At 34.7% G+C, this 17,755-nt stretch carries 15 protein-coding genes; 10 read left to right on the forward strand and 5 right to left on the reverse strand.

Going from position 1 to position 17,755, the window contains the following annotated elements; genetic code table 11:
• Window positions 1-84 precede the first annotated feature (84 nt).
• The 10 genes from nirB to RT99_RS01680 all read left to right on the forward strand — a co-directional run bounded on the left by nirB (window position 85) and on the right by RT99_RS01680 (window position 11,611).
• Window positions 85-2,598 carry a nitrite reductase large subunit NirB gene (nirB, locus tag RT99_RS01635; protein WP_042562994.1) on the forward strand — a complete coding sequence of 838 codons (2,514 nt, stop codon included), beginning with the start codon at window positions 85-87 and terminating at the stop codon, window positions 2,596-2,598.
• A gap of 235 nt (window positions 2,599-2,833) precedes the next feature.
• The gene (gene nirD / locus RT99_RS01640) at window positions 2,834-3,214 is read left to right on the forward strand and encodes a nitrite reductase small subunit NirD (protein WP_042563153.1); all 381 of its coding nucleotides are present in this window, start codon (window positions 2,834-2,836) and stop codon (window positions 3,212-3,214) included.
• A 136-nt stretch (window positions 3,215-3,350) separates the two neighbouring features.
• The gene (locus RT99_RS01645; protein ID WP_042562995.1) at window positions 3,351-3,935 is read left to right on the forward strand and encodes a DUF4202 domain-containing protein; all 585 of its coding nucleotides are present in this window, start codon (window positions 3,351-3,353) and stop codon (window positions 3,933-3,935) included.
• A gap of 9 nt (window positions 3,936-3,944) precedes the next feature.
• Window positions 3,945-5,750, forward strand: a complete 1,806-nt coding sequence (locus tag RT99_RS01650; protein ID WP_042562996.1) for an ATP-binding protein — start codon at window positions 3,945-3,947, stop codon at window positions 5,748-5,750.
• A gap of 370 nt (window positions 5,751-6,120) precedes the next feature.
• Window positions 6,121-6,780: a response regulator transcription factor gene (locus tag RT99_RS01655; protein ID WP_042562997.1), complete on the forward strand. Its 660-nt coding sequence runs from the start codon at window positions 6,121-6,123 to the stop codon at window positions 6,778-6,780.
• A gap of 98 nt (window positions 6,781-6,878) precedes the next feature.
• On the forward strand, window positions 6,879-8,357 hold the full coding sequence (locus RT99_RS01660; RefSeq protein WP_042562998.1) for a nitrate/nitrite transporter: 1,479 nt from the start codon (window positions 6,879-6,881) through the stop codon (window positions 8,355-8,357).
• 100 nt (window positions 8,358-8,457) lie between these two features.
• Window positions 8,458-9,717 carry an alginate export family protein gene (locus tag RT99_RS01665; RefSeq protein ID WP_042562999.1) on the forward strand — a complete coding sequence of 420 codons (1,260 nt, stop codon included), beginning with the start codon at window positions 8,458-8,460 and terminating at the stop codon, window positions 9,715-9,717.
• Between the two features lie 139 nt (window positions 9,718-9,856).
• Window positions 9,857-10,222: a hypothetical protein gene (locus RT99_RS01670; RefSeq protein WP_042563000.1), complete on the forward strand. Its 366-nt coding sequence runs from the start codon at window positions 9,857-9,859 to the stop codon at window positions 10,220-10,222.
• Between the two features lie 52 nt (window positions 10,223-10,274).
• The gene (locus tag RT99_RS01675) at window positions 10,275-10,988 is read left to right on the forward strand and encodes an endonuclease/exonuclease/phosphatase family protein (RefSeq protein WP_042563001.1); all 714 of its coding nucleotides are present in this window, start codon (window positions 10,275-10,277) and stop codon (window positions 10,986-10,988) included.
• 2 nt (window positions 10,989-10,990) lie between these two features.
• Window positions 10,991-11,611, forward strand: a complete 621-nt coding sequence (locus tag RT99_RS01680) for a bifunctional 2-polyprenyl-6-hydroxyphenol methylase/3-demethylubiquinol 3-O-methyltransferase UbiG (protein WP_042563002.1) — start codon at window positions 10,991-10,993, stop codon at window positions 11,609-11,611.
• A 59-nt stretch (window positions 11,612-11,670) separates the two neighbouring features.
• On the opposite strand, the gene RT99_RS01685 is transcribed toward RT99_RS01680, so the two are convergent.
• From RT99_RS01685 to RT99_RS01705, 5 genes are all read right to left on the reverse strand, one after another.
• The gene (locus RT99_RS01685; protein WP_042563003.1) at window positions 11,671-12,477 is read right to left on the reverse strand and encodes an ABC transporter ATP-binding protein; all 807 of its coding nucleotides are present in this window, start codon (window positions 12,475-12,477) and stop codon (window positions 11,671-11,673) included.
• 141 nt (window positions 12,478-12,618) lie between these two features.
• A complete protein-coding gene (gene ntrB / locus RT99_RS01690; protein WP_052483503.1) occupies window positions 12,619-13,506 on the reverse strand; it encodes a nitrate ABC transporter permease in 888 nt (295 codons plus the stop codon).
• Between the two features lie 137 nt (window positions 13,507-13,643).
• Window positions 13,644-14,873, reverse strand: a complete 1,230-nt coding sequence (locus tag RT99_RS01695; RefSeq protein WP_052483506.1) for a CmpA/NrtA family ABC transporter substrate-binding protein — start codon at window positions 14,871-14,873, stop codon at window positions 13,644-13,646.
• A 27-nt stretch (window positions 14,874-14,900) separates the two neighbouring features.
• Complete coding sequence (locus RT99_RS01700; RefSeq protein WP_117614787.1) at window positions 14,901-16,340, reverse strand: alginate export family protein; 1,440 nt, start codon at window positions 16,338-16,340, stop codon at window positions 14,901-14,903.
• A 573-nt stretch (window positions 16,341-16,913) separates the two neighbouring features.
• Complete coding sequence (locus RT99_RS01705; protein ID WP_042563004.1) at window positions 16,914-17,618, reverse strand: Crp/Fnr family transcriptional regulator; 705 nt, start codon at window positions 17,616-17,618, stop codon at window positions 16,914-16,916.
• Window positions 17,619-17,755 lie beyond the last annotated feature (137 nt).

Consider the following 17,755-nt stretch of genomic DNA (forward strand, 5'->3'; position numbering starts at 1 on the left):
TCTTACTTGAAAAATTAACCATATTACGTATTTTTATAAGTATAAATACTTATATTTGCGTAGTAATACTTAATTAAAGAAATCATGATAAGAGTAATAGTAGTTGGAAACGGCATGGTTGGTTATAAATTTTGCGAAAAATTCATTGCAAAATCAGGACAGGAAAAGTATCAGATTACCGTTTTTGGAGAAGAACCAAGACGCGCTTACGACAGAGTTCACTTAAGTGAATACTTTGGAGGCAAAACAGCAGATGATTTATCATTATCAACAAGTAACTGGTACACAGAAAACAACATTATTCTTAACACTTCTGAATTAATTACAGATATTAATCGATCTGAAAAAACAATCCATACTCATTTAGAAAAAACACATACGTACGATTACTTAGTTCTTGCAACTGGTTCTTCGGCTTTTGTACCGCCAATTGATGGTGTAGAAAAAGAAGGTGTTTTTGTGTACAGAACTATCGAAGATCTGGATGCAATTATGGCTTACGCTAAAAAAATAAAACAGAAAGGCGCGACCGAAGCAGCTGTTTTAGGTGGAGGTTTATTAGGTTTGGAAGCTGCAAAAGCAGTTAGAGATCTGGGTTTGAATCCTCACGTTGTGGAATTTGCACCACGTTTGATGCCAAGACAATTAGACAAAGGTGCAAGCGATATGCTGCAATCTAAAATCGAAGAATTAAACATTGGCATTCATCTTAACAAAGCCACGCAATATATTGACGGTGCAGCATGCATAACGGGAATGATGTTTGCAGATGACGAATTGTTAAAAGTGGACATGTTGGTTATTTCTGCCGGAATTAAACCTCGCGACGAATTAGCTCGGGTTTCAGGACTTGAAGTCGGTTTACGAGGCGGCGTTGTGGTAAACAATCAAATGCAAACATCAGATCCTTCTATTTATGCCATTGGCGAAGTAGCATTATACAATCAAAACATTTACGGACTTGTTGCTCCAGGTTACGAAATGGCCGATGTCGCTGCCGAGCAAATCTTAAATGGTACAAAAACCATGAGAGAAACCATCGATATGTCGACTCAATTAAAACTAATTGGTGTTGAAGTGGCGAGTTTTGGTGACCCTTTTGTTGAAAATAATGATGTAACTGCTATTATTTATGAGAATAAATTAAGCGGAATTTACAAAAGAATCAACGTTACCAAAGATTCTAAAACCTTATTAGGCGGAATTTTAGTTGGAGATTCCAGCGATTACAATTCACTTTTTCAGATTTACAGCAATGCAATGGCTTTGCCTAAAAATCCGGAAGATTTAATTTTAGGTTCGCGTGATGGATCTGAAGGTTCAAGTTTAGGAAGTGTGATGGATTTACCGGACACCGCCGTAATTTGTTCTTGCGAAAATGTGACTAAAGGTGCAATTTGCTGTTCACTTTTAGATGAAACCTGTTCTAGTTTTTCTGATGTTGTAAAACATACCAAAGCCACTTCTGGCTGTGGAGGCTGTAAACCAATGGTTTCTGATTTGGTAAAAGCCACTCAAAAATCACTTGGAAAAGAAGTAAAAGAAGTGATTTGCGAGCATTTCAATTATAATCGTCAGGAATTATTCGATTTGGTAAAAATCAATAAATACGAGAATTTTTATGATGTAATTGATCATCACGGTAAAGGCGACGGCTGCGAAATTTGCAAACCTGTTGTAGCCTCAATTTTCTCTAGTATTTACAACGATACTGCCAATAAGCACGTTACAACTCAAGATACAAACGATAGATTTTTGGCTAATATTCAACGAAACGGAACGTATTCTGTTGTGCCGAGAGTTGCCGGTGGAGAAATAACTGCAGAGAAATTAATTGTAATTGGAGAAGTTGCCAAACAATTTGATTTGTACACTAAAATCACAGGCGCTCAACGTGTTGACTTATTCGGAGCACATTTGAGCGATTTGCCAAAAATATGGAAAATATTAATCGATAATGGTTTTGAAAGCGGTCATGCATACGGAAAATCGCTTCGTGCCGTAAAAAGCTGTGTTGGAAATGCCTGGTGCCGTTACGGAATGGACGACAGTGCTGGATTTGCCATCGAACTGGAAAACAGATATAAAGGAATTCGTTCTCCGCATAAATTAAAAGGTGGTGTTTCGGCTTGTATTCGCGAATGTGCCGAGGCTCGCGGAAAAGATTTTGGGCTTATCGCTGTTGAAGGCGGTTGGAATTTATACATTGCCGGAAATGGTGGTGCCAACCCAAAACACGCTGTTTTATTAGCCGAAAAAATTGATAAAGAAACCGTTATCAAATACATGGATCGCTTTTTAATGTATTACATCCGCACGGCTGGTCCGCTGATTCGAACTTCGACCTGGTTAGAAAAACTTGACGGAGGTTTAGAATATCTGAAAGAAGTAATTATCGAGGATAGTTTAGGGATCTGCGAAACGCTGGAAGCCGAAATGCAGACTCTGGTAAACACTTTTGAATGCGAATGGAAACAAGTTCTTGAAAAACCAAGATTATTAAAACGTTTCAACCATTTTGTAAACTCTGAAGAGAAAGATGACAATGTTGTTTTTGTTCCCTTAAGAGATCAAAAAGCGCCAAAAGCGTGGTCTTAATTTATATTTCATTTTTAAATACATAGAAACATAGCTTATAGAAGTGAATAAAGGCATTTCACTACACATATAGCTTTCAAAGATTTTTAATTTTTAATTAAAAAATTCAGCTCCAAAAAAAAATAAAAATATCACAAACGTTTGCTGTCCTTCTTACCCTCTTTTTTACTGCGCCATCATAACTCTCATGATTGTAAAAAGAGGGATAAGAAACAGGAACAAAAAAATTATTAAAATGGAAGAAATCTTAAATCAATACGAAACCGTTCATCCAAGCGATGCTACAATTTGGTTCAAAGCCGGAAAAGTAGAAGATTTTCCAACCAATCGCGGCGGCTGCATCAAATACAAAAACAAACAAATCGCCATTTTTAATTTTGCACGCCGCAACGAGTGGTACGCGTGTCAAAATGCCTGTCCGCATAAAATGGAAATGGTTTTGGCAAGAGGAATGACGGGATCAACAGATGATATTCCGAAAATTGCCTGCCCGATGCACAAAAAAACCTTTTCATTGATTGATGGTTCAAATTTAAATGGAGATGATGATTTAAAAATTGCAACATATCCAATTAAAATCGTTGACGATCAAGTATTCGTTGGTTTTGTAGATTAGAGAGCTTTAAGAGGCAAGAAACAAGAAGAAAGATCTGAAAACTTTTATCATCTTGCTTCTTGCTTCTTTCATCTCACTTTTGTCTTTCGACTTTTCTACTAATTTACGTATATTTGAAATCTATTATCTACCAACAATGACTACACCTTTTCAAAAAGCAAGCGAATGGATTGATGCCGAAAACGCACAGGATCCGAATATCGAAATCGACCAAAATACTGAATATCCTAAGGAATTATTATATTCTAACAGGATGTACGAAAGATTGATGCAATTTGAACCCGAGGCTTCAGAAGAAGTGCAAATTGCTTCAAAAGCGCAGCATATTTGCCGATGGAAAGTAGCACGCGAATCTTACCCAATGGATCGTGTAGGTTATTTGAAATGGAGAGAAGAATTGAAAAAATTTCACGCCAAAACTACTGCCGAAATCTTAGAAAAAGCAGGATACGACCAAGAATTTATTGATCGTGTTTCTTTTTTAATTGAAAAAAAACTGCTTAAAAAAGACAACGAAACCCAATTACTTGAAGACGTTATTTGCTTGGTTTTTTTAGAATATTATCTGGATCCTTTTGTTCATAAACACGACGAGGAAAAACTAAAAAATATCATCAAAAAAACCTGGGATAAAATGTCAGACAAAGGACATCAGGAAGCTTTAAAAATCAATTATTCCGAAGAAAATTTAAATTTGATAAAAGCGTCTTTAGGGTTGTAAATTAGTATAATGAAAAAAACCAATCAGGAAACTGCAGATAAAATTACTTTCAAAAATTTACGTCGTCTGTATTTTTTTGCTCTTCTAACTATTGCAGTAACTATTATTGTTAGTCAGGTTTTAGTTCAATACAATCTAAATCAACAATTAAGCGATTCTAAAATCATTAATATTTCCGGAAAGCAAAGAATGCTGAGCCAGAAGATTGTTAAAGAAGTTCTGATTCTTCATTATGTTGCTGATACTGTTTCTTCCAAACAAATTTCACATTTAAAGAATGTTTTATCTCTTTGGAAAAACACGCAAAACTCGCTGGAAAACGGTAATGATAGTTTGGCATTTCCAAAAGAAAAAAGTGAAACGCTTGCTAAATTATATATTGAAGTAAAACCTAATTTTTCGAAAATTGCAGAAACAACAGATTTGCTTCTGTTGAATTTAGCACAAAAAAACAAAATAGCCGACAATCAAAAACTAGTAGAAATTATTCTAAAAAACGAAGGTGTTTTTCTTTCGAAAATGAATCAAATTGTAACACAATACGATCTTGAAGCACACGAGAAAGTTACGGAACAACGCAGAATAGAATATTGGATTTTTGGCTTCACCCTACTCATTTTGCTTTTGGAATTTTTCTTTATTTTTAAACCTACCAATAAAAAAATTGAGAGATTGATTGCCAAGCTTTTATCTTCAGAAAAGAAAGCTTTAAAATTGGCCTACGACACTGAGATTATCAGTGAGATAAAAGAAAACTCCGTAAAAGAATTAAAATCATTGAATTATGCCATGGAAAATACGCTGCTTTATTGCCGTATTGCACCCGATGGTTCGATTATACATATTGGAGAAAAATTTGCCAAGCTTTTAAATTACACTAAGTTTTCATCTAATAAAAAATTCTCGGAAGTTTTAACGACAGACGAAAAAGAACAGCTTAATATCGATCGCATTATTTTTGAAAAGCACAGAAGCGGCTGGCAAGGCGAAATTAAAATCATCAATAAAGAGGCACAAAGCATCTGGCTTGATTTATCAATGGTTCCCGTAACTATAAAAAAAGATGAACTGGAACTTTTAATTGTTTGTTTTAACATTACCGAAAGAAAAAAAGCACAGCGCGAAGTAGAACGTCTGAATATTGAAAACAGTACCGAAAAAATCAATCAACAGAAAATTATTTCGAGTAAAATTGTCGAAAATCAGGAAAATGAACAAAACCGAATTGCGAAAGAAATTCACGACGGAATTGGTCAGATGCTCACAGGATTAAAATTTAGCCTGGAAAGTATCAATCTCGACGACAAGGAAAAAGCGGCTCAAAAAATTGAATATCTTAAAAAATTATCATTGGATATTATCAAAGGAGTTCGTACAGCAACTTTCAACCTAATGCCTCCGGAATTAAGCGATCACGGCATTGTTTCTTCTCTGTCGAAACTTACACAGGAACTTTCAAAACTTACCGGAAAAGAAATCCTGTTTTACAACAAAACCGATTTCAGCCAGCGTTTAGATTCTTTAATCGAAATTAACATCTATCGCCTTACGCAAGAAGCGATCAATAATGCCATAAAATATGCTGAGTCATCACATATTATTGTGCAGCTTTCGCATAGCGATACGCTTCTAAGTATTATTGTAGACGACAACGGAAAAGGTTTTGATATTCACACTGTAGATAAAAAACGCAATAGCGAATCCGGTATGGGATTATTGTTCATGAAAGAAAGAATTCAATACATCAACGGACGCGTTTTTATTAAATCGATTCCGGGTGAAGGAACTAGGATTACTTTTAATATTCCGATATAAAAATTTGATAATTAGATAATTTGTCAATTAGACAATTAGATAATTAGATAATTTAAAATTCCAATATTCTACAATCTTGTCATCTCGACGGAGGAGAGATCACACAAGAAGCTCCGCAATCAAAATCGCCAATCTTTGTCAAGTTACGAGTGTAATCCCTCCTCCGTTGAGATAAAAAAACATAACAAAATTTTTCTTCACAAAAAATTAGACAAAAGTCTACAAACAATTTTCTAATTATCAAATTGACACATTATCAAATTGGCACATTTTCTAATTGACACATTTTCTAATTTAAAAAATTACGTATCTTAGCCTAATATTTATAGATGAATATACGTAAAAACTTAGAATCAAAATTAAGTAAATCATGAGTAATACTATTCGAGTTGTTCTGGCAGATGATCATGTATTTGTAAGAGATGGAATAAAATCTTTATTAGAAAACGAAGCAAACATCGAGGTTGTAGGCGAAGCCATTGATGGTGCCGATGCTCTTGAAGTAGTTGCAAGCAGTAAACCGGATTTACTTATAGCAGATATTCGCATGCCAAACCTTACAGGTATCGAACTAGTAGAAAAACTTAGAAGCGAAAATAATAACGTAAAAATTATTATGCTTTCCATGCACGAATCTGAAGAATACGTATTAAAATCTATCAAGGCCGGAGCCGATGGATACTTATTAAAAGGTTCCAGCAAAGAAGAATTTTTAAAAGCACTCCATATCGTTGCTGGCGGAGGAAAGTATTTTAGTGGTGATATTTCTTCAATATTAATCAGTCAGTTAACAAACTCTTCAACTTCATTAGAACCTAAACAAAATTTAGGCGAAGAAATGATGATTACCAAAAGAGAAAAAGAAATCCTGACACTTTTATTATCCGGAAAAGGCAATAAAGAAATCGCCGAAGCTCTTGAAATTAGTAAAAGAACTGCCGAAGTACATCGCTTTAACTTAATGAAAAAGCTGAAAGTAAAGAACTTAATGGAACTTTCCAATAAAGCCACTGAGTATTCTTTACTATAAAAAACTACGTATAATTACGTAATTATTTTTCAAAAACTGTGTTTTCGCAGTTTTTAACTACGTTTTAGTACTTATTTTTGTTAAAAAATATAAGTGCTATGAAAAATACAAACTCACTCTCGCAATCACACAAAATTTTATTCTTAAATACCCTGGCTTTCACTGTGTGTTTTGCCTGTTGGACATTGAATGGCGTTTTAGTAACCTTTTTAGTTGATAATGGAATCTTTCACTGGAGCGTTGTTCAGGTGGGCTGGCTTCTTGGAATTCCGATTCTGACCGGATCTATAATGCGTTTGCCAATCGGTATCCTTACGGATAAGTTTGGAGGAAAATATGTTTTTTCGCTTTTACTGCTACTCTGCTCGATTCCTTTATTTTTACTGCCTTTTGCTGATAGTTTTATGACATTTGCTTTATTAAGCTTTTTATTTGGAATGGTGGGTACCAGTTTCGCTGTAGGGATTGGATATACATCGATTTGGTATCCAAAAGAATGGCAGGGACGCGCTTTGGGAATCTTCGGAATGGGAAATGCCGGTGCCGCTATCACCACTTTTTTAGCGCCTTCATTACTAAATCATTTTTCTATTGAAGATCCTCAAAATGGTTGGAAAATACTTCCTGTAATTTATGGTGCAGCGTTGGTTGTTATTGGGATTGCCTTTTTAATTTTTGCCAAAAACAAGAAAATAGAAAACAATACAAAAAGTGTTTCTCAAATGCTTCAATCTCTTAAATCTGCTCGGGTTTGGCGTTTTGGAGCTTATTACTTTTTAGTTTTCGGATGCTTTGTAGCTTATTCGCAATGGCTTTTACCTAATTTCATGAATGTTTATCAAACCAGTTTGGTTATGGGCGGATTATTTGCTACACTTTTCAGTTTGCCATCGGGCGTTATCAGGGCTTTTGGCGGTTATTTATCAGATAAGTTTGGTGCCAGAAAAATCATGTATTGGGTTCTAAGTTCATCCGTAATTTTAAGTGCATTATTAATGATTCCGAAAATGGAAATTACAACAACAGGACCTGGTGTTTTAGCAACTAAAAAAGGAACCATAACTTCTGTCTCAAATGAAAATATTAAAATTGGAGACACTGAATTTCCTGTTGCACAAAAAAAAGAAAACACAAATGAAAATGCTATTTTTCCAACCAAAACTTCATGGCAGCAAGTTGTTGTGAATCAAAATCAAACCGTAAAGAAAAAAGAACTTCTCGCCAAAGGTATTACCGTAATTAAATTTGATGCTAATATGTGGGTTTTCCTTGTTCTTGTAATCCTAATAGGTATTTCATGGGGAATTGGCAAAGCAGCAGTTTACAAACATATTCCGGAGTATTTCCCTAAGGATGTGGGTGTTGTAGGCGGAATGGTTGGAATGATTGGAGGACTCGGAGGATTTTTCGGACCAATTATTTTTAGTTACCTGCTTACTTCAACCGGAATCTGGTCGAGTTCATGGATATTCATCTTAATTTTTTCTCTCATTTGCTTAATATGGATGCATTATACAATCACGAAAATCATGAATGAAAAACAACCAATATTATCAAAAGTAATTGATAGACAATAAATTTAAAAAGAAACAATAAAATGAATAAATTTGTATGACTTTTATCACAAAATAAACCCTGACAATCTTTTACATTTGCCTCGTATTTAAAAATTCAGTTATGAAAAAACTAAGAATAATCATCCTAATAATATTAGGAACAATTAGTGCAAATGTACAGGCACAGGAGTTAGATGTGAACTTACAAATTAGACCTCGTTTTGAGTATCGAAACGGATATAAAACACTTTTACCGGAAGGTCAGGAAGGAACTTCTCAGATTTCGCAACGTTCAAGATTAAATTTCAATTATAAGCAGGATGAATTTAAGGTAAAACTGACTTTACAAAATACCAGAACCTGGGGAGATGTTGCTACTACAACAACTGCAGATAAAAATGGTGTTGCTGTTTTTGAAGCCTGGGCACAATATGATATTACCAAAAAATGGAGCGCAAGAATGGGGCGTCAGGTATTATCTTATGACAACCAACGTATAATGGGCGAAATGGACTGGGCGCAACAAGGACAAAGCCATGATGCGTTAATGGTGTCTTTCCATCCGGAAAATCACCAGTTAGATTTAGGAGTTGCATATAATTCTGATGCTGAAAATGTTAAACAAACACCATATACTGTAGCCAATTACAAAACAATGCAATATGCCTGGTACCACACTACTTTTGACAAATTAGGAGCAAGTTTATTATTATTGAATACTGGTTATGAATATGCCGCAACTCCTACTAAATTATTAATAGATTACAAACAAACCTTTGGGACTTACTTAACTTATAAAACTGCAAAAATTGACAGTAATTTAAGTCTCTACGGCCAAACGGGAAAAAGCACAGATCTAAAAGTAAGCGCATGGAATGCTGCAGCCAACTTTGGGTACCAAATATCTGAATCTTTTAAAGCTGGTTTAGGATACGAATTCCTATCAGGAAAAAATACAAACGACGGAAGTACTGTTATTAAATCATTCAATCCAATTTTTGGAACCAACCATGCATTTAATGGTTATATGGATTATTTTTATGTAGGTAATCATTTAAACAATGTTGGTTTGCAGGATGCTTTCTTAAAATTAAATTACAATGTAAACAAATGGCAATTTGCATTAATGCCGCATATATTTTTATCTGCTGCTGATGTAGTTACTCCGTTAAACGAAAAACTTGATTCTTATTTAGGAACCGAAATTGACTTTACTGCAGGCTTTAATTTCAAGAAAGAAATTACATTAACAGGGGGATATTCACAAATGTTCGGATCTAAAACTTTAGAATTCATAAAAGCCGGAGACGCAGGACATACCAACAATTGGGCATGGCTGATGATTTCTGTAAATCCAAGAATTTTTAGCTGGAAAAAATAGTTTTTCTGCAAAATTAACTCCTATATTTTACCCTTTTCCCATTTCGGAAAAAGGGTATTTTTTTTGCCTTTCCAAAAAATTGTTATTTGTTTTAATTAGTTATATTTGAACCGAATACGAATCCCAAATTCTATCCTACATGAAACAATTTTTAAAACTATCAATGTTAACTTTCATTGTAACACAAACTGGTATTGCTCAAAAATACAATAATGCATTAATTTCAAAAGATTCAGAAATAAATTTTGCAAAAACACAAAAAAGAGGAATCAAAAAAAACAACATTATTTACTATGTTGAAAATGATTTACAAACAATATCTGCCTATAAAAGCAATAAATTGAAATGGCAAACTAATGTAATTTCTGTTTGTGGAGAACCAAAACGTGGAGAACCTCAAATAAGATATGTAGGATATAATGCCAACAAACTACTTATCGTTATGGGAAAACATAATTTTGCAGAAATTGACATTAATAGTGGTGTAACAAAACTTGTTGGTTAAGATTAAATTAAAAAGCGATATTTAATATAAATTCGCATATACATTTAATCTAATGAAAATCATAACCTGGAATTGCAATATGGCATTTAGAAAAAAAGCCGAGTTTATCTTGGCTTATAATCCTGATATTGCCGTAATTTCGGAGTGTGAAAATCCTGAAAAACTCAAATTTACCACCGATACAAAACCACCAACTGACATTCTTTGGTATGGCACAAATCCGCATAAAGGGCTTGGGGTTTTCTCTTATAGTGATTATCGGTTTCAATTATTGGATTGCCATAATCCGCAATTCAAAAACATTCTGCCAATCGCTGTTACTGGCGGAAAAGTTGATTTTACCTTATTTGCAATCTGGGCAAATAATCCCGAAGATAAAGATGGACAATATGTAACCCAGGTTTGGAAAGCAATTCATTATTACGAAGATTTAATCAAAGAAAATAAAACTATTTTAATTGGTGATTTCAACAGCAATACTATTTGGGACAGACCAAGAAGAGAAGGAAATCATACTACAGTTGTAAATAAACTGGGATCTAAAAAAATCCTGAGTACTTACCATCAATATTACAATCAAATACAGGGCAAAGAAGAACATCCAACTTTGTATCTTTATCGACACGAAAACAAACCGTATCATCTTGATTATTGCTTTGCGTCGAATGATTTTATTGAAACTTTAGAAAGCGTCGAAGTTGGAACTTATCAGGATTGGACTATGCATAGTGATCACAAACCTTTAATAATTAATTTCAATATATAAAAATGAACAACTGGACTCAAAGATGGGACGACCGCTACAGCAACGAAGAATTTGCCTACGGTGAAGAACCTAACAATTTCTTTAAAGAACAAATTGAAAAACTAAACACCGGAACTATTCTGTTTCCTGCAGAAGGCGAAGGTAGAAATGCCGTTTATGCCGCAAAATTAGGCTTAAAAGTTGCAGCTTTTGATATAAGCGAAGAAGGAAAAAACAAAGCTTTAAAATTAGCCGCAGCAAATAATGTTTCGATAGATTATCTGGTTGGCGAATTGGAAACTTTAAATTATCAAACCGAACAATTTGATGCTATTGCATTGATTTACGCACACTTTCCTGCTGAAATCAAATCTTCAATCCATAAAACGCTTGACAAATATTTACGCCAAAACGGAATTATAATTTTTGAAGCTTTCAGCAAAAAACATCTCGAATATCTTGCTTTAAACGATAAAGTTGGCGGACCAAAAGACATTGAATCTTTATTTTCTATTGAGGAAATAAAAGCTGATTTCCCAAACTACGAAATCATTCAATTAGAAGAAAAAGAAATCGAACTGAACGAAGGTTTGTTCCATAACGGAAAAGGTTCTGTAATTCGATTTGTTGGAAAGAAAAAGTAAATCATAATGTTGAGACGCAAAAATTTGCGTCTCAACAGAACATCTCAATTAAATTCTCTTTAATTTTTATACTTCATTCCCATATCTTCAATAGAGAATTTGTCTGTCAATAAATGCAATAATTTATCTCTCAAAGCAATATATTCAGGCATTTTTACGATTTCTATTTTGTTTCTCGGCCTTGGCAAATGTACTTCTACAATTTCTCTGATGGTTGATGCCGGACCATTATTCAACACCACAATTCTATCCGATAAAAACAAAGCTTCTTCGATATCATGCGTGATCATTACGATCGTTTTTTCTCTGTTGTCTAAATTCCATAATTTTAAAACTTCTAACTGCATCGATCCTTTTGTTAAGGCATCTAAAGCCCCAAAAGGCTCATCCAAAAGCAATACTCCCGGATTGATTGCAAAAGCCCTCGCAATAGCAACACGTTGTTTCATTCCGCCCGAAAGTTGTCCGGGTAATTTATCTTTATGTTCAAATAAATTGACCATTTTTAGGTTCTGAATCACAATTTCGTGTTTCTCTTTTTTAGAGCAATTCATAACCGAATCAACAGCCTGAAAAATATTCTGTTCTACTGTTAACCATGGTAAAAGGGAATAATTCTGAAAAACGATTCCGCGGTCCGGTCCCGGTCCTTTGATTTTTTGACAGGCTAATTCGACAGAACCACCAGTTGGTGTCAGCATACCTCCAATAGCATTCATAATAGTTGATTTTCCACAACCCGAATGCCCAATAATCGAAATGATTTCTCCTTTTTGAATTGATAAATTAATATCACGAACGGCAATATATTTCCCTTTTGGAGTTGGAAATGATATCTCTAAATTTTTGATTTCTAAATAACTCATGAGTTTATAATTTTAGTCCCGAAGCCTCGGGATTGATTTTAGATTTTAGATTTCTGGAGGTTTCAAGTTTCAGGTTTCAGGTTTCAAGTTTCAGGTTGCAAACCTTTGTCCCTTTGAACCTTTGCTACTTTGAACCTCTGACTAAGCTTTGTAAGAAACTTTATTTTCTATAAACGTGAAGAATTTATCGAATATCAAACCAACTATTCCAATAATGATGATGGCTGAAATTACTTTTTCTAAACTTAAGGCGTTCCAGCTGTCCCATACGAAGAAACCAATTCCGGCTCCACCTGAAAGCATTTCTCCGGCAACAATAACCAGCCATGCAACGCTGATGCTCAAACGTAATCCAGTTATAATGTGGGGCAAACTAAACGGAATTAAAATTTTAGTCAGGTAACGCATTTTTGAAAAACCAAAAGCCTTTGCTACGTTTTTATGATCTTGTGGAATAGAGGCGATTCCGAAAGAAGTATTGATTAAAGTCGACCATAACGACGTAATGAAAACGATAAATATAGTCGCCAAACCAGTGTCTTTAAAAACGACCAATCCGATAGGAAACCATGCCAAAGGCGAAACAGGTTTCAAAAGCTGTACAATTGGATACATAATTTGCTTGCAAATCGTGCTCGCTCCCATCAAAATCCCAATTGGAATTGCTACTAACGAACCTAATAAAAAGCCCAATAAAACGGTTTTTATGGAATTAAATAATTGCAATCCGATTCCTTTATCATTTGGTCCGTAATCGTAAAACGGATCGCTTAACATTTCTTTCAAAACGGTAAAAGTAGCCAGAGGTCCCGGAAGTGCATCTTTAGTGTAAAGACTCAATAAACTCCAAAAACTAATAAATAAGGCAATTCCGATTCCTGCAAATGCAGTTGATTTTAGTTTAATCAAAACTGAATTTAAAATCAATTTTAATTTTTCATTTCTTCTGTTATCAATGGCGGTATTTCCCATCAAAACTTCTGTTTGATCTGCGATGTCGTTTAGCGTTAATGTATCTTTATTAGACATGATATTCTGATTTAAATTTGACAATTCTGTTAAGGATTTTCGCCACGACCCGACCGAAGGGAATAGACGAAGTAATTCACGAATTTATTGTAGCACTGAATAGAAAAACTAATTCGTGAATTCGTGGCGGAAAAAAATTATTTTTTAACCACTTTTAAATATGCCGCCGGATTTGAAGGATCAAAAACCGTTTTATCCATTGTTAACGAGAAAGGCTTCATATCATCATTTGGTACTTTTACTTTCATACTTTTGGCCACTTCTTCGTATAAATCCTGTAAAATCAATTTATCGGCGATTGCTTTATAATTTGGTGCTTCTTTTAAGTATCCAAATCGAACGTATTGTGCCATGGCCCAAATCGCGTAAGATTTTCTAGGGTAATTCACCAGACCACCTTTGTAAAACAACATGTAATCTTTGGCGTAAACTTCCGTTCCCTGATTGCAACCCAAATCGTAATTTCCCATTAATCTATTTTCAATAACATCTGCAGGAGCATTTACATAAGGCGCTTTTCCAATTATTGCAGCCGCTTTTTTACGATTTGCCGGATTATCTAACCAAATACAGGCTTCTAAAACTGCTTTCATCACCTTTACAAGATCAGTTCTTCTTTTTTCGCTGAATTCTTTGTTAACAACCAATGCTTTTTCAGGATGGTCTTTCCAAATATCTTGTGAAGCAACTTGTGTAAAACCAATCCCTTGTTTTACCGCAACACCGCCCCAAGGCTCTCCAACACAATAACCATCCATATTCCCCACTTTCATATTGGCCACCATTTGCGGAGGCGGAATCGTAATAATTTTAGATGTTTTTTGGCTTACACCTGCAATCGCCATCCAGTTTCTTAACCATAAATCGTGTGTTCCTCCTGGAAAAGTCATCGCAAAAGTCACTTCTTTTTCAGCCTTAAGTTTGGCTGCCACAACGGGTGCGATTTTAGTCATTTGTTTGAAACCCACTTTTCCACAAAAATCATTAGAAAGTGTAATCGCCTGACCGTTCACATTCAGCATCATGGCGATTTTCATTTCAGAACCTGCTTTCCCTCCTACCCCTGTGTAAACCGAAAACGGCATTGAATACAGACAGTGCGCTCCGTCTAATTCACCAGTTAAAATTTTATCACGAACATTCGCCCATGACGATTCTTTGGTTACCACTACTTCCACTCCGTATTTTTTAAACAATCCTAATTCTTTTGCCATTACGATTGGAGAGCAATCGGTTAATGGAATAAATCCCAATTTTACAGGATCATTTTGCGCTGAAACTTCTAAAAAAGAAAAAGCTAAAACGAGTATTAATGTCAGTAACATTCTTTTGAAAACTTCTGTTGTAATTATCTGTGTTTTTTTCATTTTTAAGAAATTTAAAAGTTATTTGTTTTATTTTTTAGCTAAAAAATTGGGTTTGATATTTAGCATTACATAAGCAAATTGTGGGTTTAAATCAGCATTCGCAACATTTTTAACTGCTGCCGAAGCCATAGAATTTGTTGCTTTCATGAAAGAATAACCAGCTTCAATATTGATAATTTTGGTCAGGTTGTATTTTACCAGTAAATCAAGTTCAGTTCCCAAATAGGAGTTTAGTTTTCCGCCTGCACCATTAGATAAAGTATTTGCCGACTCAAAACCGTGAATATCCAATGCAAAACTTAGATTGTCTTTGGCATTATATTTTATTTTGAAGAAGTAATCCAGTAAACCTTGTTTTCCAAAACCGTTTGCAGCATAAAAATAATCCATGCTTCCCCAGAATTTATGAGGCGTTCCGTAAAGCGGATCAAATCGATTGTCTTTTGAATCGGCCGTAACTGTTTTAGTTCCGTCATCTCCAGATAAAAAATCAACTCCGGGACCAATAAACAATTTTCTTCCTACTTGTAAGGTTGATGTAATCGAAAATAAATTAGCGTTTAATGATCGTCCATCTTTGTTTTTTCCACCCTGATAGTAATAACTTCCTGTCAAATTTAATTTTCGGGTTACATTGGTGTTGAAGTAAATTCCGGTTGTATTTCTGCTCCAAACTCCGGTTCCGTTTACTTTTGTCGTTACCGCTGGCGTTCCTGCAGTCACTAAAGTATATTTGTTGAAATCATCCTTGAAGAATAAAAAAGACAAGTCGCCAAAGAAGAATTTTCTCCCCACATAAGCATATTGAAACGATTTGTACATTGTGCCAATTCCGTTAGTTCCTGCGCCATAAACTGGATTTGTACCATTATAAATTGTTCCTGTATTATTTTCTTTATTCTGATTAAAAGCAGCTCCAACATCTGCAGTCCAGCCTTTGTTGGCAAATTTAAAAACGATCGCATCATGACGTCTTCCTTGTTGTAACCAGTCTAAACTTCCTAAGACTTTTTGATCGTCATAAGAAATTTCCTGACGTCCGGCTTTTATAGACAAATTCTGAATCGTACTTACTGTATCATTCAAAAAAATCTCTGCCCACGCTTCGTGCAGTAAAATTCCGTTATTTGCTTCTGTTGTCGTTCTGTTAATAGAAGAAGCATCTTGCCCCCAAACGCGAACGTCTTGCAGCGCTGTAAAAATTTTAAATCTATATCCAGAATATCCGGCATTTAATCTTGTTCTCTGACTTGTAAATAAAGCTGCTTTATCGCCTTCTTGTTGTAACGTTCCTTGTCCGGCACGCATTTCAACACGGTCTCTTAACTGACCTGTAAATGTAAATTGGGCTTTTGCTTCATAACTTCCTAAGATTGTAAGTACAAAACCTAATAGAATAGATCTTGAAAGTTTTGATGTAAAAATAGTGTTGTGGTTTTTTAATATTGGATTGGTTAATTTGCTCATAATAATTTGGTTTGATTTGTATGAAGCAAATTTATATACGTATAAATACTTAAGTACAATACTTATACCATATCAAAACATTTTTTTTAACCCATAAAAAGCGTTTGAAAGTCAATTTGTTTTCTGCGTTTTCGCATGAAGCTAAGGCGAATATCAGTAAAATAAGGGATTTTAGTTATTACGTAGTTCAACTTAATTAGATAATGTGCCAATTTGAAAATTAGATAATTGTTGGGATGGATGTAAAAAGAGGATAGAGCAACGATGAATGCAGAATGTAATTTAAAGTTGAGATTGATAACCCTGGATGATAAAACATAGCCAGCGGTTTTAACCGTTGGGAGCAAGAAACGCTAAACGATACGTCTCCCGAGGTTGAAACCTCGGGCTATATGTGAAAAAACGAATTAATAAACATAGCAAACGGTTTCAACCGTTGGGAGCATGAGACGCCAAACAATACGTCTCCCGAGGTTGAAACCTCGGGCTATATTTGAAAAAACGAATTAATAAACATGACCAACGGTTTTAACCGGAATAGATCAAAACCTGAAACCTGAAACTTTTCCCCTCCTAAAAGTACTTATGTTCCATGATTTCTGATTGAAGTTTTGGAATGGCGAGGATGCCTATTCTCTTGCCGACTGTTTTTATTAGTGACTCTTTTTTTAGGCTTGAAAGCACACGAATAACTTGTTCCTCAGTAGTTCCGGCGAAATCGGCAATTTCTTTTCGTGACAGTTCGATGTCAATTAGACCGTTTATTTGTCCAAATTTTCGGTGAATGTACAATAACAAATCGATTACGCGTTCCCGTACATTCATATGGGCAATTTTTCGGATATTGTTTTCGCTTTTATTAAGTTCATCGGCATAAAACAACATTAAGGCATATGTAAATTCAGGAACGCTCTGAAGAATTTCCATCATGGTTTCATTGCTAAAATTACATAAAACCGTATCTTCAAGAGCATAAGCGCCAATCAGATAGCGTTTACTTGTTCCGAAACCACGAAAACCAATCGTATCACCGTTTTTGGTGAGACGAACAATTTGTTCACGGCCGTTAATTCCGGTTTTAACCGTTTTTACTTTTCCTTTACAAATAAAATAAAGTCCCTGAATTGGAGCACCTTCAATAATAAACTGCTGCGTTTTTTTGCAAACAAAACTATGTTTCTTCTGAACATATTGTTTCATTTGTTCCAGATGCAGGTGTTTTTTTATAAAACAGTTTTCGTTGGCACAGGAATAACAAATGGGCTGCTCTTCTTTCATAAGTCCTAAATTTTAATCGATTTAAAAACTAATTTGTTGTTCCTCATTTATTTTCATCAAAAATATAAAAATAATTTCAAAAAATACGTATTTATACGTAAAAATACTTATTTTTGTCTAAGTCAAATACGTGAGGC

This window comes from Flavobacterium sp. MEB061 (assembly GCF_000834715.1).
In the GTDB taxonomy this organism is placed as follows: Bacteria; Bacteroidota; Bacteroidia; order Flavobacteriales; family Flavobacteriaceae; genus Flavobacterium; species Flavobacterium pectinovorum.